Source organism: Streptococcus sp. A69, from assembly GCF_058556195.1.
Genome location: NZ_JBZUJU010000001.1, coordinates 411,090 through 434,674, shown reverse-complemented (window position 1 = coordinate 434,674; position 23,585 = coordinate 411,090). Strand labels below are relative to the sequence as shown.

General features: G+C 41.3%; 25 protein-coding genes and 2 pseudogenes. 26 read left to right on the top strand and 1 reads right to left on the bottom strand.

Annotated features, from left to right (window positions below; all coding sequences use genetic code 11):
• Positions 1 to 96: 96 nt before the first annotated feature.
• From gloA to AC4ME5_RS02180, 17 genes and pseudogenes are all read left to right on the top strand, one after another.
• Entirely contained in the window at positions 97 to 477 is a 381-nt protein-coding gene (gene gloA, locus AC4ME5_RS02260; RefSeq protein WP_007521580.1) for a lactoylglutathione lyase, read from the top strand.
• A 246-nt stretch (positions 478 to 723) separates the two neighbouring features.
• A complete protein-coding gene (locus tag AC4ME5_RS02255; RefSeq protein WP_007521582.1) occupies positions 724 to 1,524 on the top strand; it encodes a dihydroorotate dehydrogenase electron transfer subunit in 801 nt (266 codons plus the stop codon).
• Positions 1,487 to 2,473, top strand: coding sequence for a dihydroorotate dehydrogenase (locus tag AC4ME5_RS02250; protein ID WP_162097466.1), 987 nt, complete (start codon positions 1,487 to 1,489; stop codon positions 2,471 to 2,473). Before AC4ME5_RS02255 ends, AC4ME5_RS02250 begins: the two co-directional genes overlap by 38 nt.
• A gap of 122 nt (positions 2,474 to 2,595) precedes the next feature.
• Entirely contained in the window at positions 2,596 to 4,464 is a 1,869-nt protein-coding gene (locus AC4ME5_RS02245; protein WP_491799654.1) for a glucosaminidase domain-containing protein, read from the top strand.
• Between the two features lie 169 nt (positions 4,465 to 4,633).
• Positions 4,634 to 5,654 (top strand): annotated as a pseudogene (locus tag AC4ME5_RS02240) (DNA/RNA non-specific endonuclease).
• A gap of 91 nt (positions 5,655 to 5,745) precedes the next feature.
• A complete protein-coding gene (locus AC4ME5_RS02235) occupies positions 5,746 to 5,982 on the top strand; it encodes a DUF2829 domain-containing protein (RefSeq protein WP_000141913.1) in 237 nt (78 codons plus the stop codon).
• Positions 5,975 to 6,673, top strand: coding sequence for a 3-oxoacyl-ACP reductase (locus AC4ME5_RS02230; RefSeq protein ID WP_007521593.1), 699 nt, complete (start codon positions 5,975 to 5,977; stop codon positions 6,671 to 6,673). Before AC4ME5_RS02235 ends, AC4ME5_RS02230 begins: the two co-directional genes overlap by 8 nt.
• A 36-nt stretch (positions 6,674 to 6,709) precedes the next feature.
• Positions 6,710 to 7,045 carry a hypothetical protein gene (locus AC4ME5_RS02225; RefSeq protein WP_045616953.1) on the top strand — a complete coding sequence of 112 codons (336 nt, stop codon included), beginning with the start codon at positions 6,710 to 6,712 and terminating at the stop codon, positions 7,043 to 7,045.
• Between the two features lie 18 nt (positions 7,046 to 7,063).
• Positions 7,064 to 7,483 carry an SMI1/KNR4 family protein gene (locus AC4ME5_RS02220; RefSeq protein WP_061588103.1) on the top strand — a complete coding sequence of 140 codons (420 nt, stop codon included), beginning with the start codon at positions 7,064 to 7,066 and terminating at the stop codon, positions 7,481 to 7,483.
• Between the two features lie 19 nt (positions 7,484 to 7,502).
• Complete coding sequence (locus AC4ME5_RS02215) at positions 7,503 to 7,841, top strand: DUF7716 domain-containing protein (RefSeq protein WP_007521599.1); 339 nt, start codon at positions 7,503 to 7,505, stop codon at positions 7,839 to 7,841.
• A 52-nt stretch (positions 7,842 to 7,893) separates the two neighbouring features.
• Positions 7,894 to 8,265: an Imm51 family immunity protein gene (locus AC4ME5_RS02210; RefSeq protein ID WP_061588104.1), complete on the top strand. Its 372-nt coding sequence runs from the start codon at positions 7,894 to 7,896 to the stop codon at positions 8,263 to 8,265.
• Between the two features lie 51 nt (positions 8,266 to 8,316).
• Positions 8,317 to 8,922, top strand: coding sequence for a DUF6707 family protein (locus AC4ME5_RS02205; RefSeq protein ID WP_061588105.1), 606 nt, complete (start codon positions 8,317 to 8,319; stop codon positions 8,920 to 8,922).
• Between the two features lie 39 nt (positions 8,923 to 8,961).
• The gene (locus tag AC4ME5_RS02200; protein ID WP_007521606.1) at positions 8,962 to 9,459 is read left to right on the top strand and encodes an NUDIX hydrolase; all 498 of its coding nucleotides are present in this window, start codon (positions 8,962 to 8,964) and stop codon (positions 9,457 to 9,459) included.
• Positions 9,456 to 9,896, top strand: coding sequence for an ASCH domain-containing protein (locus tag AC4ME5_RS02195; protein ID WP_061588106.1), 441 nt, complete (start codon positions 9,456 to 9,458; stop codon positions 9,894 to 9,896). The genes AC4ME5_RS02200 and AC4ME5_RS02195 overlap by 4 nt, the downstream gene beginning before the upstream one ends.
• 121 nt (positions 9,897 to 10,017) lie before the next feature.
• The gene (locus AC4ME5_RS02190; RefSeq protein ID WP_195593949.1) at positions 10,018 to 12,564 is read left to right on the top strand and encodes a M1 family metallopeptidase; all 2,547 of its coding nucleotides are present in this window, start codon (positions 10,018 to 10,020) and stop codon (positions 12,562 to 12,564) included.
• A 111-nt stretch (positions 12,565 to 12,675) separates the two neighbouring features.
• A complete protein-coding gene (ciaR, locus tag AC4ME5_RS02185) occupies positions 12,676 to 13,350 on the top strand; it encodes a two-component system response regulator CiaR (RefSeq protein WP_000590630.1) in 675 nt (224 codons plus the stop codon).
• Entirely contained in the window at positions 13,340 to 14,677 is a 1,338-nt protein-coding gene (locus tag AC4ME5_RS02180; RefSeq protein WP_491799648.1) for a sensor histidine kinase, read from the top strand. Before ciaR ends, AC4ME5_RS02180 begins: the two co-directional genes overlap by 11 nt.
• 63 nt (positions 14,678 to 14,740) lie before the next feature.
• On the opposite strand, the gene AC4ME5_RS02175 is transcribed toward AC4ME5_RS02180, so the two are convergent.
• Positions 14,741 to 15,025, bottom strand: a complete 285-nt coding sequence (locus AC4ME5_RS02175) for a DUF3270 domain-containing protein (protein WP_084938571.1) — start codon at positions 15,023 to 15,025, stop codon at positions 14,741 to 14,743.
• A 383-nt stretch (positions 15,026 to 15,408) separates the two neighbouring features.
• On the opposite strand from AC4ME5_RS02175, the gene AC4ME5_RS02170 reads away from it, so the two are divergent.
• The 9 genes and pseudogenes from AC4ME5_RS02170 to AC4ME5_RS02130 all read left to right on the top strand — a co-directional run bounded on the left by AC4ME5_RS02170 (position 15,409) and on the right by AC4ME5_RS02130 (position 23,538).
• Positions 15,409 to 16,464 (top strand): ABC transporter permease, encoded by a 1,056-nt coding sequence (locus AC4ME5_RS02170; RefSeq protein WP_045616957.1) that lies wholly within the window; start codon positions 15,409 to 15,411, stop codon positions 16,462 to 16,464.
• A 13-nt stretch (positions 16,465 to 16,477) separates the two neighbouring features.
• Positions 16,478 to 17,158, top strand: a complete 681-nt coding sequence (locus tag AC4ME5_RS02165; RefSeq protein WP_491799646.1) for an ABC transporter ATP-binding protein — start codon at positions 16,478 to 16,480, stop codon at positions 17,156 to 17,158.
• A gap of 127 nt (positions 17,159 to 17,285) precedes the next feature.
• Positions 17,286 to 18,215 carry a peptidase U32 family protein gene (locus AC4ME5_RS02160; protein ID WP_491799644.1) on the top strand — a complete coding sequence of 310 codons (930 nt, stop codon included), beginning with the start codon at positions 17,286 to 17,288 and terminating at the stop codon, positions 18,213 to 18,215.
• Between the two features lie 105 nt (positions 18,216 to 18,320).
• The gene (gene rpiA, locus AC4ME5_RS02155) at positions 18,321 to 19,004 is read left to right on the top strand and encodes a ribose-5-phosphate isomerase RpiA (protein WP_096422390.1); all 684 of its coding nucleotides are present in this window, start codon (positions 18,321 to 18,323) and stop codon (positions 19,002 to 19,004) included.
• 23 nt (positions 19,005 to 19,027) lie between these two features.
• The gene (locus AC4ME5_RS02150; RefSeq protein ID WP_491799642.1) at positions 19,028 to 20,239 is read left to right on the top strand and encodes a phosphopentomutase; all 1,212 of its coding nucleotides are present in this window, start codon (positions 19,028 to 19,030) and stop codon (positions 20,237 to 20,239) included.
• 1 nt (position 20,240) lies between these two features.
• A complete protein-coding gene (locus tag AC4ME5_RS02145; protein ID WP_096422388.1) occupies positions 20,241 to 20,801 on the top strand; it encodes a DUF1697 domain-containing protein in 561 nt (186 codons plus the stop codon).
• Positions 20,798 to 21,607 (top strand): purine-nucleoside phosphorylase, encoded by an 810-nt coding sequence (locus AC4ME5_RS02140; protein WP_061588112.1) that lies wholly within the window; start codon positions 20,798 to 20,800, stop codon positions 21,605 to 21,607. Before AC4ME5_RS02145 ends, AC4ME5_RS02140 begins: the two co-directional genes overlap by 4 nt.
• A gap of 4 nt (positions 21,608 to 21,611) precedes the next feature.
• Positions 21,612 to 22,847, top strand: a complete 1,236-nt coding sequence (locus AC4ME5_RS02135) for a chloride channel protein (RefSeq protein ID WP_491800066.1) — start codon at positions 21,612 to 21,614, stop codon at positions 22,845 to 22,847.
• Positions 22,844 to 23,538, top strand: a pseudogene (locus AC4ME5_RS02130) (glutamine amidotransferase-related protein). The gene AC4ME5_RS02135 and the pseudogene AC4ME5_RS02130 overlap by 4 nt, the downstream one beginning before the upstream one ends.
• Positions 23,539 to 23,585 lie beyond the last annotated feature (47 nt).

Sequence of the window (23,585 nt, the reverse complement as noted above, 5' to 3'; positions counted from 1 at the left end):
ATGAAAGCGTAGAGAAGAGGACTCTAGTTCAAGTTTCTAGTAAATTTTCCTGAATAAAGGTATAATAGAACTATTCAAATGAAAGAGGTAATGAAAATGGCTTCAAAAATGCTACACACTTGCTTACGAGTAGAAAACCTTGAAAAATCAATCGAATTCTATCAAGATGCTTTTGGTTTTAAAGAATTGCGTCGCAGAGATTTTCCAGACCATGCCTTCACGATTGTCTATCTAGGACTTGAGGGGGATGACTACGAGTTGGAGTTAACCTATAATTATGATCACGGTCCTTATGTGGTAGGAGATGGCTTCGCCCATATCGCCCTCAGTACACCTGACCTTGAGGCCTTACATCAAGAACATAGCGAGAAGGGCTATGAGGTGACAGCCCCTAATGGACTTCCAGGAACTCAACCAAACTATTACTTTGTCAAAGATCCTGACGGTTACAAGGTCGAAGTCATTCGTGAAAAATAATCCAGTAAGGTCAAGTAGAATGTTCGTTTTCTACTTGACTTTTTTTCTTTGAAAGAGTATACTAATACAAATTTAACCTTTAAGGGGAGTCCAGAGAGACTCACAAGGTGTCAGATAAAAGGGATAGGGGACTCTCTGTGGAGACTTTTTAAGTGTGCACATGAGTTCTGTCCTATCTCGACTGAGACCTTGCATTAGCAAGGTCTTTTCTTTATCTGATCCCCTTAAAATTTAAGGAGGAAAATCATGAATCCCACATGTAAGAAGCGTTTGGGTGCGATTCGTTTAGAAACCATGAAGGTGGTTGCACAGGAGGAAATTGCGCCAGCAATCTTTGAATTAGTCTTAGAAGGAGAAATGGTTGAAGCGATGCGAGCAGGCCAATTTCTACATTTGCGTGTGCCTGATGATGCCCATCTCTTACGCCGTCCTATTTCAATTTCGTCTATCGATAAGGCAAACAAGCAGTGTCATCTCATTTATCGGATTGAGGGGGCTGGGACCACTATTTTTTCAACATTAAGTCAGGGAGATACTCTTGATGTGATGGGGCCTCAGGGAAATGGTTTTGACTTGTCTGATCTGGACGACCAGAACCAAGTTCTCCTCGTTGGTGGGGGGATTGGTGTTCCGCCCTTGCTCGAAGTAGCCAAGGAATTGCATGCGCGTGGGGTGAAAGTAGTAACAGTCCTCGGTTTTGCTAACAAGGATGCTGTTATCCTCGAAAAGGAATTGGCCCAATATGGTCAGGTCTTTGTTACGACAGATGATGGTTCGTATGGTATTAAGGGAAATGTGTCAGTTGTCATCAATGAATTAGAAAATCAGTTTGATGCTGTTTACTCATGTGGGGCTCCAGGAATGATGAAGTACATCAATCAAAGATTTTATGACCACCCAAGAGCCTATCTATCTCTAGAGTCTCGTATGGCTTGCGGGATGGGGGCCTGCTATGCCTGCGTTCTAAAAGTGCCAGATAGTGAGACGGTCAGCCAACGCGTCTGTGAAGATGGTCCTGTTTTCCGTACAGGAACAGTTGTATTATAAGGAGAAAGTCATGACTACAAATCGTTTACAAGTTTCTCTCCCGGGCTTGGACTTGAAAAATCCTATCATACCAGCATCTGGCTGTTTTGGTTTTGGACAGGAGTATGCCAAGTACTATGATTTAGACCTTTTAGGCTCCATTATGATCAAGGCGACGACACTAGAACCCCGTTTTGGAAATCCAACTCCCAGGGTGGCAGAAACACCTGCCGGTATGCTCAATGCAATCGGTCTGCAAAATCCTGGTTTAGAAGCTGTTTTAGCTGAGAAGTTGCCTTGGCTGGAAAGAGAGTATCCTACGCTTCCCATCATCGCAAATGTTGCAGGCTTTTCAAAACAAGAGTACGCTGCCGTTTCTCGAGGAATTTCCAAGGCAGCAAATGTAAAAGCTATCGAGCTCAATATCTCTTGTCCGAATGTGGATCACGGCAATCATGGACTTTTGATTGGGCAAGATCCTGATTTGGCCTACGAAGTGGTAAAAGCAGCTGTGGAAGCCTCTGATGTGCCAGTTTATGTTAAGTTAACCCCTAGTGTAACGGATGTTGTCACTATTGCTAAAGCCGCAGAAGATGCAGGAGCAAGTGGCTTAACCATGATCAATACCCTTGTCGGTATGCGCTTTGACCTTAAAACCAGAAAACCAATCCTTGCCAATGGAACGGGTGGGATGTCTGGTCCAGCAGTTTTTCCAGTAGCCCTCAAACTCATCCGTCAAGTCGCCCAAACAACAGACCTGCCCATCATTGGAATGGGGGGAGTGGATTCGGCTGAAGCCGCTTTAGAAATGTATCTGGCTGGTGCCTCTGCCATCGGAGTTGGAACAGCTAACTTTACCAATCCTTATGCCTGTCCTGATATCATCGAACATTTACCAAAAGTCATGGACAAATATGGCATTAGCAGTTTGGAAGATCTCCGTCAGGAAGTCAAAGCCAGTCTGAGATAAGCTAGGTCTTCCTTATCGTCAACAAGAAATAGAATCTTCATCAATTTGTAATATTTCCGTTGGTTAACTATGTTACAATAGGGTTTAGAAAATGTATATAGTTTTTTACTAAGGAGAATAAAATGAAGAAGATACTACTTGCAAGTACTGTTGCTCTCTCTATAGCAGGATTTGCAAAATCGGCAGTGTATGCCGAAGAGTCTCAAGTTACAAAAAAAACTCAGACAACAGATGTAGTTGAGAAAAAAGAAGAGTCTGCTCCGAATAAAGAAGAGTCTGCTCCGAAAAAAGAAGTTCCCCGAGTTGATACTAGGAAAGAGTCAGTTGTAAAAGAGAAAGATCCCGCTAAAGAAGATTTATCAAATAAGGAAAAAGATAGGGAAAGCAAAAAAGAAGGTTGGCTGAAGGAGCAGGGAAGTTGGCGCTTTTATGAAAATAATCAACCTGTCTTAGACTGGAAACAAATCGATAACAAATGGTATTACTTCAATAAAGAAGGTGTTATGATTAGTAATATTATAATCGATGATTATCTTATTCAAGACAATGGTGCTTTGGCAGAAAATACATGGGTAAAAATTTCTGACAAGTGGTACTATGCTACAGCTTCTGGAAAAATTCTCCGTAATAAATGGGAAAAAATCGCTGGTATTTGGTATTACTTTGATAAAGAAGGCATCATGGTAACTAATACTTTAGTTGGTGATTATCTTATCCAAAATAGTGGTGCTCTTGCAGAAAATATATGGGTAAAGATTTCTAACAAGTGGTACTATGCTACAGCTTCTGGGAAAATTTCTCGTAATAAATGGGAAAAAATCAAAGGGATATGGTACTATTTTGATACTGATGGTGTAATGCTAAGTAATCAGTGGAAAACAGATTACTATCTAAAAGACAGTGGTGCCATGGCAGAAAAAGAATGGATATTTGATAATTCATACAATAGTTGGTTTTATTTAAAAACAGGAGGGGCTTATGCTTCTCGAGAATGGAGTGGCTCATATTACCTTAAAACAGGTGGATATATGGCCAAAAATGAGTGGATTTTTGATAAAGATTATGATGCTTGGTACTATCTAAAAGAAGATGGTATGTATGTGACAGGTACTTTTAATATTAAAGGTAAAGAGTATTCTTTTCAAAACAATGGAAAGTGGATTTCAGAATCTAAATATTACAAAGTGAAACCTATCACTGCATATGTATATAGTAGTTCGGGAGAAAAATTAAGCTATGTATCAAAAGGAACAATTGTCTCGCTTGGAGATACTCAATCTACGAAAAACACCCAAATACCAGTGAATATTTCTGGACTTTCGGGTTTCATGAATAAAAGTGATTTGACAGCAGTGGATGAAGGAAGCGAGTTTATCCCTCATTATACTAGTGATGGGAAATTCCTCTACCATGAACTCTCTCCTTATACGAGTATCAAAGTAGCTCCACATACATCTGATATGGTTATTGGTAAGAAGTACTACTCAACTGATGGAGAGCATTTTGATGGCTTTACGGTTAAAAATCCTTTCCTCTTTAAAAACTTGAGAGAGCCAAGTAATTATAGTGCAGCTGAGTTGGATAAAGTTTATTCTGTTATGAATATTCAAAATAGTCCTCTAGCGGGGAAAGGAGCGACTTTCAAAGAGGCTGAAGAACGTTACGGTGTCAATGCCCTTTACTTGATGGCTCATAGTGCCCTTGAAAGTGCTTGGGGTCGCAGTCAAATTGCCAGAGATAAGAACAATTTCTTTGGTATTGCGGCTTATGATACTAGCCCTTATCTCTCAGCCAAGAGCTTTGATGATGTGGACAAAGGAATTCTCGGAGCTGCCAAGTGGATTCGTGAGAATTATATCGACTACGGCAGAGACCACCTTGGAAACAAGGCAACAGGAATGAATGTTCGCTATGCTTCCGATCCTTACTGGGGAGAGAAAATAGCCAGCATCATGATGACCATCAATAGTAGACTTGGTGGGAAAGACTAATCAAAAAAATCAACGGTAACTACTGAAAAAGTGGTTATCGTTTTTGTTTTGGACACGCGAGAAAAATAGTATAATAACAGTTTCTTTATTGTTGAATAATTAGCAAAATGATAGTAAAATGTAGAAGGAAGTATTAGTATAGTTATTATACAAAATAAAGGAGTTTATTATGAAAAAGTTGCTCACCCTTTCACTTGCCTTACTTTCAGTAACAACACTTGTTGCTTGTTCTGGTCATAAGGTAGAACAAGCGGTTCCAGAAGAAAAAGTCGAACAGAAGCAAGTCAAATTCGATGAAAAGTTGTTTAAAGAAGCTGGACTCTTGCCTTTTAAAAATGAAAAGCAGCTAGAACTTGGAGAATTGGATTCCAAATCACGCGCGACGTTTGCTCATATTCAACTCAAGGACAGCGATGAGCCAACTGAGAAGAGAGAGCCTAAGATAAGTTATAACCCAGTTGGTTGGCTTTTACTATGGAGATGGTTCTAAAAAGGCTTGGTTAATGAATCGAGGCCATTTGATTGGGTACCAATTTAGTGGATTTAATGATGAAAAGAAAAACTTGGTTCCGATGACTAACTGGCTCAATGCTGGAAATTATTCTGGAACAGATGACCAAAACCAAAGTGGTATGCTTTATTATGAAAATCGGTTGGACTCTTGGTTGGCCAATCACCCAAACTACTATCTTGACTACAAGGTGACCCCGATTTATCAAAAGGACGAATTGATTCCAAGACAGATTGAGTTGCAGTATGTGGGAATTGATGAAAATGGCAAACTCTTGGAAATCAAGTTAGGTGGTAGTAAGGAAAAGGTTGATCAGTATTCTGTGACGCATGTTATTCTAGACAATGTTTCAGCTAATGCGGAAATCAATTATTTGGATGGTACTGCTAAAAATACAGTTGAAGATGCAAAGATAAAAGAAGAAAAAGAAAAGGCTAAGAAGGAAGCTGAGGAAAAATCCAAGAAAGAGGCTAAAGAAAAAGAAGCAGCTGAAAAGAAAGCGAAAGAGGAAGAAGAAAAAGCACGTCAGGCTGCACAAGAAAAAGAAGAAAGTCAGAAATCAAACTCGCAATCAACAAATTCAGGTGGCTACTTTAGGGATAGAAACGGAAGATGGCACAGACCAAATGGTAAATTTGCTTCCAAGAAAGAAATTAGAGAAGCCGGATTGCAGTGGTAGGAAGAATTTAGTAGATATACAGTCAAAAAGCCGTTGGAAAACGGTTTTTTGTTATAATTAAATTAAGAATGTAGCATTAAAGGAGAAGAACATGACATTTGAAGAAATCTTGCCTGGATTAAAGGCTAAGAAAAAATATGTACGAACTGGTTGGGGAGGGGCTGAAAACTATGTGCAGCTTTTTGATACCATCGAGCAAAACGGGGTTGCACTTGAAGTGACACCTTATTTCCTCATCAACGTGTCTGGAGAAGGGGAAGGGTTTTCGATGTGGAGTCCGACACCTTGTGATGTTTTGGCGACGGATTGGGTAGAAGTGCATGACTAAACGTGTATTGATTACGGGAGTAAGTTCAGGGATCGGTCTAGCTCAAGTTCGCCTCTTTTTAGAGAATGACTATCAAGTTTATGGTGTAGACCAAAGAGAAAATCCACTCCTACAGGGTGATTTCCACTTTTTACAGAGAGATTTAACTCTTGACTTGGAACCAATTTTTGACTGGTGTCCTCAAGTTGATATTCTTTGTAATACAGCGGGAGTGTTGGATGACTACAAGCCTTTACTAGAACAATCAGCGAAGGAAATTCAAGAGATTTTTGAAATCAACTATGTGACTCCAGTTGAGATGACACGGCATTATTTGACACAAATGTTGGAAAATAAAAAAGGAATCATAATCAATATGTGTTCGATTGCCTCAAGCCTAGCAGGAGGTGGTGGTCACGCCTATACTTCCTCTAAGCATGCCCTGGCTGGCTTTACCAAGCAGTTGGCACTAGACTATGCTGAAACTGGGATTCAGGTCTTTGGTATCGCTCCAGGAGCAGTAAAAACTGGAATGACCGCAGCTGACTTTGAGCCAGGTGGACTAGCTGACTGGGTAGCTAGTGAGACACCCATCAAACGTTGGATTGAGCCAAGTGAAATTGCTGAAGTTAGTCTCTTTTTAGCAAGTGGAAAAGCAAGCGCCATGCAGGGACAAATCCTAACGATTGATGGAGGATGGAGCTTGAAGTAGCATAGTTGCTATTCTGTAAATATGTGGAGGTAAACTATGAAAAGAGATGAATTTGGATTTGTCTTGCCCAATCTCTACTATCAGTTTTTAACGGAGTGGAAAGAGATTGACCCCTTTGAAATTGGAGATACAGGTATCTGTTTGTATGCTAAGGAGGATCTTCAAGAGCGTAATGAGACTTATCAGATTGAGGAAGTAGAGCCAGATTATTTTATGATTGGACAGGAAGGAGATTTGGCCTGCTTTATCGAGAAAAATGCTGATGATTGCATTTATGAAAATGACTTGGGTGCTTTTGGCTCCTTGGAAATACAAAAAGTTGCTACAAACGTCTATGACTTTATTGACAAGATTTTAGAGGAAGGATTGTAAAAATGGGAGGGAGAAATCATGTTTAGGGTGCTAGATGCAGATTCGCCGATTTCAAAAGAAGAACTTTTACAATTTGAGGAGTTTCTTGGAAAGAAATTGCCGGAAGCTATGAAGGATTTTTATCTCAAGTACAACGGTGGGCAACCCCAGGTAATAGGTGTCCACGATGACCGTCATCTCTTTCCTTTCAATTCCTTTAATTCAGTAGGGGAGATGAGAAATTCTCTTACATGGTTTGACGATGAGGTTGTGCCTGAAGGATTTAAGGCAATAGACCTTCTCCATTTTGCCTATGATCCTGGATCTGGCAACTATGCTCTTTCCTTAAGGGAAGAGGATTATGGAAAGGTTTACTTCTATGTTTTAGAAGAAAAAGCTGAGTTGTATGGTCAATGGCCATCTTTTGAGGATTTTTTGAATTCCTTTGTTGAAGAGTGATACGAAAAAAGGAGAAGGGATGCGGAAATACCAAGAACTTTCACTAGAGCAGATAATCGAGCAAATGCGCGTGGACGAGTCTTCTTCAGATGATTTTTGCCTCTATGGCAAGGAGGATGGAGAGCTAGCACTAGATAGGCTCTATTTGGTATCAGATTATCCGGATGTCGTAGAAGACCGTGATGTCTACCCGACGGATGTAGTGGAGCAAAGTCTTCAACTAGTCTACTATGGAGAGCAGTTGTTCGATGTTCTCTCGGTTGCACTTGAGGAAAAGCCAGATGCAAGTCTCCAAGACTTGGTTGAGGCTTTGAATTATTATCATCAGCACGATAGTTTCATGCCATTTGAACCCTAGTTACAAACATAGAATGTTGCAGTCCATTGACAATATAAAAAGAAGTTAAGAAATGATAGATTACGAAAACATAAATGAAAAAATTTCCCCCTTTAACTTGCTTGTATATGATGAGGATCCTCAAAATGTTCGCGGATCGCTCATTTATTACCCTGATGGAGAATATAGACAGGAAGTGTTTGACACTCGAGAAGAGGAGGGATTTGAAGGAAATGGCTACGATTGGGTATCCTTGGCTTTGGTATTTTTGGAGGAAAAAATGCCGGAATTAAGCGATGCTATCGACTTTGATCCTGAAGGAAGTATGTTTTGTGCCTATTCTTCCAAGGTAGATGCCTTGTCTAAATTTGCTCAGGGTTTTAAAGAGTTTTGCGATGATATTGAAGCTATGAAAGACTTGTTCAGTAGAGCAGAGTTGGATTAATTAACTAAAATAGTTTTAAAATTTTTGAGAAGATAATAGAAAGGAATTCAGATGAAGCTATCAGAAGTAGTTGAGCTAGTGGAAAATCATCCAGACCTACATCTCTATATAGATAAAATTTTAAAAAAGCATAAAAAGACTCAAGCTGGCTATCTCGAATCACTGAGTCATCTGGCCTATTTACTTTATCTGGATGGTCAAGAGGAAACGGCTAATGAATTATTAGATAGGATCATACAGGTTCCATTTGAAGGGAATCATAACACCTGGACCTTTGTTGACAGTTCTCTGGTTTTATTGGCCTATCTGGAAAGAGAAAAAGAAAATCAGGTACTTGTCTATAAAAAACTTCTTTTATCTCCGCTAGAACAAGGGGAGGAATCCACTCAAAAAATAAGAAGGAGAGTTCATCAGAGATTTTTGAATGGCGATAGCTTAGAGCAAAAGCTTGAAAAAATCGAGCAAGCTCTAAGTCCTGAATCAGAAATGGAACGTCGTCTGCTATACTTGGCAGATTTATTGAAGATTCACCTTTTTATTGATGAGTCAACTTGTGAAGAGACAGATATCCAGACAAAAATGGAAGAGAATATGGAGATACTAAAGAAGTATATCAAGGAGCATGAAATCTATAGCCTCTTTCCTTTTAAAGGATAAGGTGAGGTAGCAATCTTGGATTGTTAGAAAGAGTAGGAAATGGAAATCAAAAAACACTTTGGTGTTTATGGCGTTTGCCTTGAGAATGGGAAATTGCTTTGCATTGAGAAAACAAGAGGACCTTATCAACATCGTTTTGATTTACCTGGTGGTAGTCAAGAACTAGGTGAGGGGTTGACAGAAACTCTCAAGAGAGAAGTTCTGGAAGAGACAGGATATGCTCTTAGCGATTATTCAAACCCTAGAATCTATGATGTGTTGGTTCAAGAAGAAGGGCAAGATTTCGCAGTACACCATATCATGGCTTTTTATGATGTGGTGCTCGATTTCGGGAGCTCTCAAAAATCTCTTCCTCATGAAGTTCTTGATGGAAGTAATGATTCAGTAAATGCAATTTGGCTTCCTATCGAGCAGATGACCGAAGAAAATGCCTCACCCCTAGTATTAAAAGTTAAGGCAGAGTTAGGAGGATTTCCAGAATTGGACAAGACCTCTTACATGAATTGGAAGGTAAAAGAAAAGCAGGAGAAGAAATGACACCGCAAGAAATGTGGAATAAATACAAACAAATCAATCCCTTGATCGGAGATGAAATCGATGCCTGGACTTTTGGAGTGGAAGCCGATCTCTTGGCAGATTTGGTTTTAAAAGGTGAAAAGACGGCAACTGCATCAGCCTATGATCTTTATGCAGTTGATAACGAACTCCTGCCACAAGAAGGGACCTTTGATGTCATTTTAGATAGTCAAGATCGGGCTGTCTGTATTATCGAAATTACAAAGGTTTCCGTTCAGCCTTTTCATCAAGTGTCAGCTGACCATGCCTTCAAGGAAGGGGAAGGTGACAAATCTTTAGCCTATTGGCGTCAGGTTCATGAGGACTGTTTCGTCGAGTGGCTGAGAGAAGCAGGTCTGACTTTTACACCTGATAGTAAGGTTGTATTAGAAGAATTTCGCAAGGTCTACCCTCAGTAGACTACTAGAAGGAAGAAAGTTTTGGAAATCGCCGTCCAATCCTTTTTTCTTAAGCAAAACATGATATAATAAGTTTGTTTGAAGAAGAGCTCTAGCTCTTAAACTTAGATAGGAGAAAACTATGCAAGCAGTTGAACATTTTATTAGCAAATTTGTTCCTGAACATTATGATTTATTTTTAGACTTGAGTCGTGAGACCAAGACGTTTTCTGGTAAGGTGACCATCACTGGTCAAGCGCAGAGCGACCGTATTTCCCTTCACCAAAAAGACTTGGAAATCGCTTCTGTAGAAGTTGTGGGTCAAGCGCGTCCATTTACTGTTGACCATGAAAATGAAGCCCTTCATATCGAACTGGCTGAGGCAGGTCAAGTTGAATTAGTCATTGCTTTTTCAGGAAAAATTACAGACAACATGACAGGGATTTACCCTTCTTATTACACTGTTGATGGAGTGAAGAAGGAAGTCTTGTCTACTCAGTTCGAGAGCCACTTTGCGCGCGAAGCCTTCCCATGTGTGGATGAGCCAGAAGCTAAAGCAACTTTTGACCTTTCTCTACGTTTTGACCAAGCGGAAGGTGAAGTGGCCTTGTCGAACATGCCAGAAATCGATGTGGAAAACCGTAAGGAAACAGGTATCTGGAAGTTTGAGACAACACCTCGCATGTCATCTTATTTGTTGGCTTTTGTCGCTGGTGATTTGCAAGGGGTAACCGCTAAAACGAAGAATGGTACTCTCGTAGGTGTCTACTCAACCAAAGCTCATCCACTTTCTAACCTTGATTTCTCTTTGGACATCGCAGTTCGCTCAATCGAGTTCTACGAAGATTACTACGGAGTTAAATATCCAATTCCTCAATCTCTCCACATCGCCCTTCCTGACTTCTCAGCAGGTGCTATGGAAAACTGGGGTCTTGTCACTTACCGTGAAGTTTACTTGATTGTCGATGAGAACTCAACCTTTGCCAGCCGTCAACAAGTTGCCCTAGTTGTAGCACATGAGTTGGCTCACCAATGGTTTGGTAACCTCGTGACTATGAAATGGTGGGATGACCTCTGGCTCAATGAAAGCTTTGCTAACATGATGGAATATGTCTGTGTCGATGCCATTGAGCCAACTTGGAATATCTTTGAAGACTTCCAAACAGGTGGTGTTCCAGCGGCACTTAAACGCGATGCGACTGATGGCGTTCAGTCTGTTCACGTTGAAGTCAAACACCCGGATGAAATCAATACTCTCTTTGACGGAGCTATCGTCTATGCCAAAGGAAGCCGTCTCATGCACATGCTTCGTCGTTGGCTCGGCGATGCTGATTTTGCTAAAGGTTTGCATGCCTACTTTGAAAAGCACCAATATGGAAATACCATTGGTCGTGACCTATGGAATGCCCTTGGTCAAGCTTCAGGTCGTGATGTTGCAGCTTTCATGGATTCTTGGTTGGAACAGCCTGGTTACCCAGTTCTCACTGTCAAAGTTGAAAATGATGTCTTGAAGATTTCGCAAAAACAATTCTTTATCGGTGAGCACGAAGATAAGAACCGTCTCTGGGTGGTGCCACTCAACAGCAACTGGAAAGGCCTGCCAGATACACTCGAAACTGAAAGTATCGAAATCCCTGGCTACGCAGCTCTTCTTACTGAAAATGACGGAGCTCTTCGTCTCAACACTGAAAATACTGCCCACTACATTACAGACTATCAAGGAGACTTGTTAGAAGCTGTTCTTGCTGAGCTAGAGACACTAGATAACACAAGCAAACTGCAAATCGTCCAAGAACGTCGTTTACTTGCTGAAGCAGGACACATTTCTTATGCTGACTTGCTCCCAGTCCTTGATAAACTTGCTAAGGAAGAGTCTTACCTTGTGGTTTCAGCTGTTTCTCAAGTGATTTCTGCCCTTGAGCGCTTTATCGATGAAGGAACAGAAACTGAGAAAGCCTTTAACACACTCGTTGCTAAATTGGCTCGTCATAACTATGACCGTCTTGGTTTTGAAGCCAAAGATGGGGAATCAGATGAAGACGAATTGGTTCGTCAGTTGACCATTTCCATGATGATTCGCTCTAATGATGCAGAAGCTAGTCAAGTCGCTAGTCAAATCTTTGCAGCTCACAAGGAAAATCTTGCAGGACTTCCAGCAGCAATCCGTGCCCAAGTGCTCATCAATGAAATGAAACACCATGAGACCAAGGACTTGGTCGCAACTTATCTAGACCTCTACACTCATGCAACAGATGCTGTTTTCAAACGCCAGTTGGCAGCAGCTCTAGCCTACAGTACAGATGCCGACAATATCCAAACCTTGATTCGTTCATGGAAAGATAAATTTGTGGTGAAACCACAAGACTTGTCTGCTTGGTATTACCAGTTCCTAGATCATCAAACAACTCAAGAAACTGTTTGGGTATGGGCGCGTGAAAACTGGGATTGGATCAAGGCAGCCCTAGGTGGGGACATGAGCTTTGATAGCTTTGTTATCCTACCTGCCCATGTATTTAAGACAGAGCAACGCTTGGCAGAGTACAAGGAATTCTTTGAACCACAACTCTCTGACCTTGCTCTTAGCCGTAACATTCGTATGGGTATCAAGGATATCGCAGCGCGTGTTGACTTGATTAAGCGTGAAAAAGCGGCAGTAGAAACTGTTGTAGCTCAATATGCTAAAGCTTAATTCGTTCGAAATGTAAATAAAAAAACTCAACTTTCTATCTGAATAGAAGAGAGAGTTGAGTTTTTTTTAAGGCAATTTTGGTATAATAATCATAACAAGGAGGAGTTTCTGATGATAAAAATCTTATTAGTAGAAGATGACCTAGGTCTGTCAAACTCAGTATTTGACTTTTTGGATGATTTTGCAGATGTCATGCAGGTCTTTGATGGAGAAGAAGGTCTCTACGAAGCTGAGAGTGGTGTTTATGACTTGATTCTGCTTGATCTGATGTTGCCTGAAAAAAATGGTTTCCAAGTCTTGAAAGAATTACGTGAAAAAGGAATTACAACCCCTGTCCTTATCATGACCGCTAAGGAAAGTTTGGATGACAAGGGTCATGGATTTGAATTGGGTGCGGATGACTACCTCACCAAACCTTTCTATCTAGAAGAACTCAAAATGCGGATCCAAGCCCTTCTCAAACGTTCAGGTAAGTTTAACGAAAACACCTTGACCTATGGGGATATTGTCGTCAACCTTTCAACGAATGAGGTTAAGGTGGAAGACACGCCTGTGGAACTACTCGGAAAAGAGTTTGAGTTATTGGTTTATTTCCTTCAAAATCAAAATGTTATTCTTCCTAAGACGCAAATTTTTGACCGTCTATGGGGATTTGATAGCGATACGACGATTTCCGTTGTAGAAGTCTATGTTTCAAAAGTTCGTAAGAAATTGAAGGGGACAGCCTTTGCTGAAAATCTTCAAACCTTGCGTAGTGTCGGGTATATATTAAAAGATGTTCAATAAACTAAAAAAAACATGGTATGCGGATGATTTCAGCTATTTCATTCGAAACTTCGGAGTGTTCACCCTGATTTTCTCTGCTATGACCTTGATTATCCTTCAGGTCATGCACTCGAGTCTCTACACCTCTGTAGATGAAAAACTACAAGCCCTTAGTAGTAGTCCTCAAGCTGTTATCCAGTTAGCCCTGAATCGGGCAACTGAGGAAGTTAAGGATATTCAACCAGCAACAGCGGATGCCAGCAAGGCTGAAATCAAGACCAATGTTAGCTCTAATACAGAAGTTTTGCTTTTTGACAAGGATTTTAACCAACTCTTACTGGGCAATCGCTTTTTAGGCTTGGACAAGATCAAGCTGGACAAGAAAGAGTTGAATCACATTCGCCAAATCCAAGTTGTCAATAGCTATGGTCAGGAAGAAACCTACCGAATGGTCTTGATGGAAACCAATTCATCCACTGTTTCAAGTAATGTCAAATATGCGGCGGTTTTAATCAATACCAGCCAGCTTGAGCAAATCAGCCAAAACCACGAGCATTTAATTGTTGTAGTTATGGCTAGTTTCTGGCTCCTGTCTTTAATTGCCAGTGTTTACCTGGCACGTGTCAGTGTCAAACCTCTGCTGGAAAGTATGCAAAAGCAGAAGTCCTTTGTTGAAAATGCGAGCCACGAATTGAGAACGCCTTTGGCCGTTTTACAAAATCGTTTAGAGACTCTCTTTCGAAAACCAGAAGCAACGATTATGGAATCCAGCGAAAGCATCGCTTCTAGTCTTGAAGAAGTTCGCAATATGCGCTTCCTCACGACCAATCTTCTCAATCTAGCGCGCCGAGATGATGGAATTAAGCCAGAAATAGCAGAAGTATCACCACAGTTTTTTAAGACGACCTTTGCCAACTATGAGTTGATTGCTTCTGAAAATGATCGTATTTTTGAGTATGAAAATCGGATTTATCGTCCCTTTATGACCGATCAGTTGCTTCTAAAACAGCTCATGACCATTTTATTTGATAATGCCATTAAGTATACCGAAGAAGATGGGAAAATTGAGTTTGTGGTCCATGCTACGGATCGCCACCTCTATCTATCCGTAAAGGATAATGGAATTGGGATCTCAGCTGCCGATAAGAAGAAAATCTTTGACCGTTTTTACCGTGTAGACAAGGCGAGAACCCGTCAGAAAGGTGGGTTTGGTCTGGGACTATCTTTGGCCAAGCAGATCGTAGATGCCTTACGAGGAACGATTACCGTTAAAGATAACAAGCCTAGAGGAACAATTTTTGAAGTTAAGATTGCTATTCAATCTCCTCCCAAACGTAAGAATAAATAAAAAGACAGTTTTTGAACTGTCTTTTTTGTTAACTAGAAAAGAGGTTGGTAGTGGTACAAACCTTTATTTTGAAATTTTTCGTTTAATAATCTTTCGTTGGAGTTGGAGGAGTGTCAAGCTTGCCCCCATAGCAGCAACAAATGATAAAGCTGTGTTCAATTTTAAGGCTAAAAAGATAAAACTAAAAAACACCATAAAAACACAAAAACAAGCAATATTTACAAAAAATAAAATCTCTTTTAAATTGGAGCTAACAGGTGCTTCCAGTGTATAATTTTGATAAAGCGGAGTTTGATTTGATTCGGGAGTGTGTTCAAACTCATAGGCTTCTAATTTTCTTGCGGGCATGATTCTCTCCTTAACAGTACATAACTATTCTATCATTTTTTATGTAGAGAATTATTACAGAATTGTTACAAAACTACTAAAGTCTTATATCATCTTCTAAGTTGCTTTTCTTGACACCCACTAGGGAAAGTGATAGCATGGATGTTACACTTGAAACAGATGGCCTGACCTTCTCTATTATAAATATACTGAGTAAGGAAGGGATGACTTATATAAATTGATAGCAAGCAAGTGCTTTTCCTAAGATAATTTGTTGAGTTGCTACCTGGATACTTTTGAAGAGTGTTGGTAGGAGTTGTTTTGAATGGATGATAAGACAGAGATGCTGTCTATTGGACTGGGTAGCATTTTGCTACCTCTGGGGAAAGTTAAAGGAGATAAGCATGTATCTTGCTATCAAAGAAATAGTACGAAATAAACTTCGATATAGTTTGATTCTAACGACCATTTTTCTTATTGCTTTCATGGTCTTTTTTATGACTAGTTTGGCTCTTGGTCTTGTGCGGAACAACCGAGCCGCTATTGATAACTGGCAAGCAACGGGTGTCGTTTTATCCGACTACGCAAATGATAATTTGACAGCATCCTTTATTCCTGAAAAGGACTACAAAGAGAAGAGTTCTAAAGAGGCTACTCCACTGGGCTATATGTTCGCTGTGACCAATCTAGTCGATGGTAGTGAAAAGGTCAATGTTTCCATCTTTGCTCAAGAGTGGGACTCTTTTATCTCTCCGAGTCTGATTGAGGGCCATTATCCTGAAGGAGATGATGAGGTTGTCGTGGATCAGTCCTTTGAGAATTATGGGATTAGGCTAGGTGATGCCATTCAGCTCAATGGAAGTGAGACAAGTTACAAGATTGTAGGCTTGACTCAAGGAAATAAATTTTTCACCGAGCCTGTTATCTTTACGAGTTTGACGACTTATTGGACCTTACAAGGAACCTTGAAAGCCAATCGTTCCATCTCTGCTTTGGTATTGAAAAATGATATAGAAGTGGCTGGCGATGGACTGAAACAGATTTCTATTCCAAAAATGATATCAAAAATTCCTGGTTACACACCTCAGGTTAATGTATTTTCAGGGATGATTCTTGCTATGATTATCATCACAGGCTTGATAGTGGGTATATTTGTCTATATCATTACCATCCAAAAACTAGGACTTTATGGAATAATGCGGGCTCAGGGGATACAGATTAAAACCATTGTTTGGTCACTTTTCTGTCAAATCTTTCTACTAGCCGGTATGGGAATTGCTTTAGCCTTGCTGGCTATTGGTGGAGTGATTTTAGTCTTACCAGCAACCTTCTTTTTCTACCCAAGTTGGATAGCCTACTCTGTCCTAAGTTTGGTAATTTGCTTGATGGCCCTTCTAGGTGGTGTCATTTCACTTCCACGCTTGCTAAAGGTGGACCCGATTACTGCGATTGCAGAGTGATAAGGAGAATAGTATGACAGCACTGATTGAAATGACTCAAGTGACAAAAACGTATGGGGAAGGAAAGATGAAAGTCGTGGCCCTGCATGAGACGAATTTTCAGCTAAATGCAGGAGAGTTCGTTGCTATCGTTGGGCCTTCTGGCTCTGGAAAGACGACCTTTCTAACAACTCTAGGACAACTACAGGAAGCATCGAGTGGAAAGATTCTAGTCAAGGGGAAGGAAACAGGCAGTTTAACGGAGAAGGAAAAAACAGATCTCCGTTTTAGAGAGTTTGGTTTCATTCTTCAGGCTTCAAACTTAATTCCTTTTCTAACGGTCAAGGAACAGCTGGATTTGATTGACAGACTGGATAAGGGAAAAAATAGTAAAAGTGACCGAAAAGAGCTCTTTGACCTGTTGGATTTGGAAAAAGTACAAGATCAGTATCCCAAGGCTTTATCAGGTGGTGAACGTCAACGTGCAGCAATCGCTAGAGCGCTTTATAACAACCCAAGTATCGTGCTTGCAGATGAGCCAACAGCAAGTCTAGATACCCAGCGTGCCTATCAAGTAACGGAAATGTTGGCTTCCATTGCCCACGAACAAGGTAGAGGAGTTGTTATGATTACACATGATACACGCCTTCTTGATAAGGTTGACCGCGTTTATGTTATGAATGACGGCCATCTAGTTGAAAAAACACATGCATAAAAAAGAAAGTGGACGGTACTGGTTACTGTTCCCTTTTTGATTGCAACCTTTAAAAAATGACTTTGACTTTTTATAAAAATCTTAGTATTCATAGCTGATTTTTGAGAATTGTGGTATAATTTTCCTTATGGAAAAGATTATCATTACAGCAACTGCTGAAAGTATTGAACAAGTTGAACAACTACTCGAAGCTGGCGTAGACCGTATCTATGTCGGTGAGAAAGATTTTGGTCTTCGTCTGCCAACGACCTTTAGTTATGAAGAGTTGCGCACTATCGCTAATCTCGTTCATAATGCGGGTAAGGAATTGATCGTTGCAGTCAACGCCCTCATGCACCAAGACATGATGGACCGTATCAAGCCCTTTTTAGACTTCTTGGAAGAAATCAAGACAGACTATATTACAGTAGGAGATGCAGGTGTCTTTTATGTGGTCAACCGTGATGGCTATTCCTTCAAGACTATCTACGATGCTTCAACCATGGTGACAAGCAGTCGTCAGATTAACTTCTGGGGTCAAAAGGCAGGAGCTTCTGAGGCGGTCTTGGCGCGAGAAATTCCATCTGCTGAACTCTTCAAGATGCCAGAGATTTTGGAAATTCCTGCTGAAGTCTTGGTTTACGGAGCTAGTGTCATTCACCATTCTAAGCGTCCGCTCTTACAAAACTATTATAACTTTACGCATATTGATGATGAAAAGACGCGTAAGCGTGACCTCTTCTTGGCAGAACCAAGTGACCCAGAGAGTCATTACTCTATATTTGAAGACAATCATGGTACCCATATCTTTGCCAACAATGACCTTGATTTGATGACCAAATTGACAGAATTGGTGGAGCATGGTTTTACCCATTGGAAGTTAGAAGGACTCTATACTCCAGGTCAGAACTTTGTTGAGATTGCTAAACTCTTTATCCAAGCTCGCAGTTTGATCCAAGAGGGCAAATTCAGCCATGATCAAGCCTTCTTGCTAGACGAAGAAGTGCGCAAGCTCCATCCAAAAAATCGTTTCCTTGATACAGGATTTTATGACTACGATCCTGATATGGTTAAATAGGTCACAAAAACCCGAAATAAAAATGTTCGGGTTTTTCAAGTGTATTCATGAAATAAAAACGGATACATGTTATAATAAATGTAGCTCTATATTGGAGGTGTTAAAGTGGAAAATCTGAAAAAAATGGCAGGAATCAAGGCTGCTGAGTTTGTCAACGATGGTATGGTTGTCGGACTGGGGACTGGATCAACTGCCTACTATTTCGTAGAAGAGATAGGTCGTCGGACTAAGGAAGAAGGATTACAGATTACAGCTGTAACGACTTCTAGTGTGACCAGTAAACAGGCAGAAGGACTCAATATTCCGCTCAAGTCTATTGACCAAGTAGACTTTGTCGATCTGACAGTCGATGGAGCAGATGAAGTGGATAGCCAGTTTAATGGAATCAAAGGTGGTGGGGGTGCCCTTCTCATGGAGAAGGTTGTAGCGACACCATCAAAAGAATACATTTGGGTGGTGGATGAAAGCAAACTGGTAGACAAACTAGGTGCTTTTAAATTGCCTGTGGAAGTGGTTCGGTATGGCGCAGAACAAGTTTTTCGTCGTTTTGAGCGAGCTGGCTACAAACCAAGTTTTCGTGAAAAAGACGGTCAGCGTTTTGTAACCGATATGCAGAATTTTATCATTGACCTAGCCTTGGATGTCATTGAAGATCCAATTGCCTTTGGGCAAGAATTGGACCATGTCGTTGGTGTTGTAGAGCACGGTTTATTCAATCAAATGGTGGATAAGGTCATCGTAGCTGGACGAGAAGGAGTTCAGGTTTTAACTTCAACAAAAGCAAACTAATCAAAGTAATAAGGAGACATACTATGTCAAAATTTAATCGTATTCACTTGGTGGTATTGGATTCTGTAGGAATCGGTGCAGCACCAGACGCTAATAACTTTGTCAATGCAGGGGTACCAGATGGAGCTTCTGACACACTGGGGCACATTTCAAAAACAGTTGGTTTGAATGTGCCAAATATGGCCAAAATCGGTCTAGGAAGTATTCCACGTGAAACTCCTCTTAAGACTGTACCAGCTGAAAGCAATCCAACAGGGTATGCAACAAAATTGGAAGAAGTATCCCTTGGTAAGGATACTATGACTGGTCACTGGGAAATCATGGGACTCAATATTACTGAGCCTTTTGATACTTTCTGGAACGGATTCCCAGAAGAAATTTTGACAAAAATCGAAGAATTCTCAGGACGCAAGGTCATTCGTGAAGCCAATAAACCATACTCAGGAACAGCTGTTATCGAAGATTTTGGACCACGTCAGATGGAAACTGGAGAGTTGATTATCTATACTTCAGCTGACCCAGTCTTGCAAATTGCTGCCCACGAAGACATCATTCCTTTGGATGAACTCTACCGTATCTGTGAATACGCTCGTTCGATTACCCTTGAGCGTCCTGCCCTTTTAGGTCGTATCATTGCCCGTCCATATGTTGGTGAACCTGGTAACTTCACTCGTACAGCAAATCGTCGTGACTTGGCAGTATCTCCATTTGCACCAACTGTTTTAGATAAATTGAACGAAGCAGGTATCGATACTTATGCTGTTGGTAAGATCAACGATATCTTTAACGGCGCGGGCATCAACCATGATATGGGCCACAATAAATCAAACAGCCATGGAATTGATACATTATTGAAAACCATGGGATTTGCTGAGTTTGAAAAAGGATTCTCCTTCACAAACTTGGTTGACTTTGATGCCCTTTACGGCCACCGTCGCAATGCTCATGGTTACCGTGATTGCTTGCATGAGTTCGATGAACGCTTGCCTGAAATTATCGCAGCCATGAGAGAGAATGACCTTCTCTTGATTACTGCGGACCATGGAAATGACCCAACCTATGCTGGAACTGACCACACTCGTGAATATATCCCACTTTTGGCTTACAGTCCTGCCTTTAAAGGAAATGGTGTCATTCCAGTTGGACATTTCGCAGATATCTCAGCGACTGTTGCCGATAACTTTGGTGTGGAAACTGCTATGATTGGGGAAAGTTTCTTAGATAAATTGGTATAAGATGACGCGGTATGCTTTACTGGTACGAGGCATTAATGTCGGTGGGAAAAATAAGGTTGTCATGGCGCAACTTCGTCAAGAACTGACAGAGTTGGGGCTGGAAAATGTTGAAACCTACATCAACAGTGGCAATGTTTTCTTTACTTCGACAGACTCAAAATCTCAATTGGTTGAAAAGTTAGAGGCTTTCTTTGAAGCCCATTATCCATTTATTCAGAGTTTTTCTTTGCTGAGTCAGGAAGATTATGAAGCAGAGCTGGAGAATCTGCCAGATTGGTGGACCAAAGACCTGGCTAGAAAAGATGTGCTCTTCTACACAGAGGGTTTGGATGTGGCTCAAGTCATTGAGAAAGTGGATAGCTTGGTACTGGAAGATGAAGTCGTTCATTTTGGAAAACTTGGTATTTTCTGGGGAAAATTCTCTGAAGAATCCTACTCTAAGACTGCTTATCACAAGTACTTGCTCAAGATGCCTTTCTATCGCAACATCACCATTCGCAACGCAAAAACCTTTGACAAAATCGGTCAAATGCTAAAAAATAATAAAGGAGACACAGAATGACATTCTTAGATAAAATCAAGGAAACAGCTGCTTTTCTGAAAGATAAAGGAATCAAAGCGCCTGAATTTGGTTTAATCCTTGGATCAGGTCTTGGAGAATTGGCAGAAGAAATTGAAAATCCAGTTGTAGTAGACTATGCAGATATTCCAAACTGGGGCCGTTCGACAGTAGTCGGTCACGCTGGTAAATTGGTATATGGAGAACTTGCAGGTCGCAAGGTCTTGGCTCTTCAAGGTCGTTTCCATTTCTACGAAGGAAATCCTCTGGAAGTCGTGACTTTCCCAGTACGTGTGATGAAAGTTCTCGGATGCGAAGGTGTCATTGTAACCAATGCTGCAGGAGGTATTGGTTATGGTCCTGGTACTTTGATGGCTATCTCAGACCATATCAACTTTACGGGTCAAAATCCGTTGATGGGTGAAAACTTGGATGATTTCGGTCCTCGTTTCCCTGATATGTCTAAAGCTTACACACCTGAATACCGTGCTGTAGCTCATCAAGTAGCTAAAAAACTTGGTATCAAGCTTGATGAAGGTGTCTATATCGGTGTAACTGGTCCAACTTATGAAACACCAGCAGAGATTCGTGCCTATAAGACCCTTGGAGCAGATGCAGTTGGTATGTCTACTGTTCCTGAAGTTATCGTGGCAGCCCACTCTGGCTTGAAAGTTCTAGGAATTTCATGTATTACTAACTTTGCGGCTGGTTTCCAAGAAGAACTCAACCACGAAGAAGTTGTGGAAGTGACTGAACGTGTCAAGGGTGATTTCAAAGGTTTGCTGAAAGCTATTCTTGCTGAATTGTAAGATGATGAAAGCACGACTCCAAAGACTGCCCTACGAATGGCGTTTGCTTTTTGCCACTCTTGCTTTGGGAGTAGGTACGGGTCTAGTCGGAATTGCCTGTCATTATCTGCTAGAAGGCGTGCAAATGTTGGCTTTTGGCCAAGAGAGATCTGATCTGCTCCAGCAATTTCAAGAAGCTGGAGGACTTCGTAGATTTCTTGTCTTATGTGTGACAGGGACTTTGGCAGCTGGTTTTTGGTATATTCTACAAGAGCGTTATAAAATTCTCTCTATTCGCAGGCAAATCGACCTGGTTGGAGATAGAGATCCAGCGCCCCTAGCCCACCTCCTTCATGCAACTATGCAGGTTGCGATTGTTGGAGCTGGCGCTTCGGTCGGAAAAGAAGGAGCCCCACGTGAGGTTGGGGCTCTTCTAGCTGGTCGTTTGGGGAAAGTCTTGTCCTTGACGATCAAAGAGCAAAGAGTTTTGATTGCTTGTGGAGCTGGAGCAGGTTTGGCTGCGGTTTATCAGGTTCCCTTTGCAAGTAGCTTGTTTGTCTTTGAGACATTAGGGTTGGCCTATCACTGGAAAAATATCTTACTGGTCTTGTCTAGTTCTTATTTGGCGACTTGGATTGCCCAGCCAATCGTTGGACATGGTGCTATATATCATATGTCGCCAGTTCATTGGTCAGCCAGTAGTTTTATCCAGGCTGTCATAGTGGCTCTATTGCTTACTCCTTTGGCACTGGCCTTTCGTTTTCTAGCCAATCGGGCTAGTCGCAAACGGCGGAAGGATTGGACCATTCTTTTGGCTCTGCCTTTAGCATTTGTGGTGTTCGCTGGCATTGTGATCTTTTACCCGATTTTTATGGGAAATGGACAGGTTCTAGCCCAAACCCTCTTATCAGGCCAGCCACTTTCTAGTCTAGCCTTGACCTTGGCCGTAAAAGGGTTCCTAACCTATCTCCTCTTACGAAATGGGGCTTACGGAGGGACCTTGACACCGTCATTTGCCTTGGGGATTGGATCTGGCTACTTAGCGAGTTTGCTTTTGACAGTCGTTGGCATTCACCTAGATCCTGCTCTAGGAATGTTGCTTGGAGCGACCGTCTTTTTAGGGACGACCTTACAAGCTCCCTTGACTGCCATTGCCCTAAGTCTTGGTTTTACAGGACAGAGCTGGGCTTTGATTCTACCACTAGCACTAGCTGCTAGTATGTCTTATGTGATTCAAAATAGATGGGAGAATAAACGATGAGAGTGCATTTTGTCTTGCACGAAACTTTTGAAGTACCGGGTGCTTATCTAAAGTGGGCGCAGGAGCGTGGTCATCAGGTGACGATGTCCAAGGTCTACGAGCGAGAAGCTCTACTTGAGACAGTGGATGAGATCGATTTTTTGATTGTCATGGGAGGACCACAATCACCAGATGAGGATCGCGCAACCTTCCCTTACTATGATCCGCAAGCTGAGATTAAACTTATTCAAAAAGCAATGAAGGCGGATTGCTACATCGTTGGTGTCTGTCTGGGTGCGCAGCTCCTGTCTGTTGCTTATGGCGCGGAGTATGAACACAGTCCAGAGTGGGAAATTGGAGTGTATCCTGTGGATTTAACGCCTGAAGGATTGGCGGATCCGCATGTCAGCTTGTTTGGCGCCAGCTTTGATTCTGGTCACTGGCATGGTGATATGCCGGGATTGACGGATGATGTCGTTGTCCTTGCGACCAGTCGAGGTTGTCCACGTCAGATTGTCCGTTTTTCTCCCAAGCCCACTTGGAATTCGATCCAGAAGCAGTCGATCTCTTGATTGCGGCTGATGGAGCAGCTGCTTTGGAAGAGCAAAGTAAACAATTGCCATTTGTCGAAAAACCTGAAGCTATTCGTGCTTACGATTATCAAGAAATGAATGCAAAATTGTACGCATTTTTGGATTCATTAACAAACTAAATAAAAAAGAAAGGCAGAGCGTGTGTTTTTATTTGAACACGAGCGGA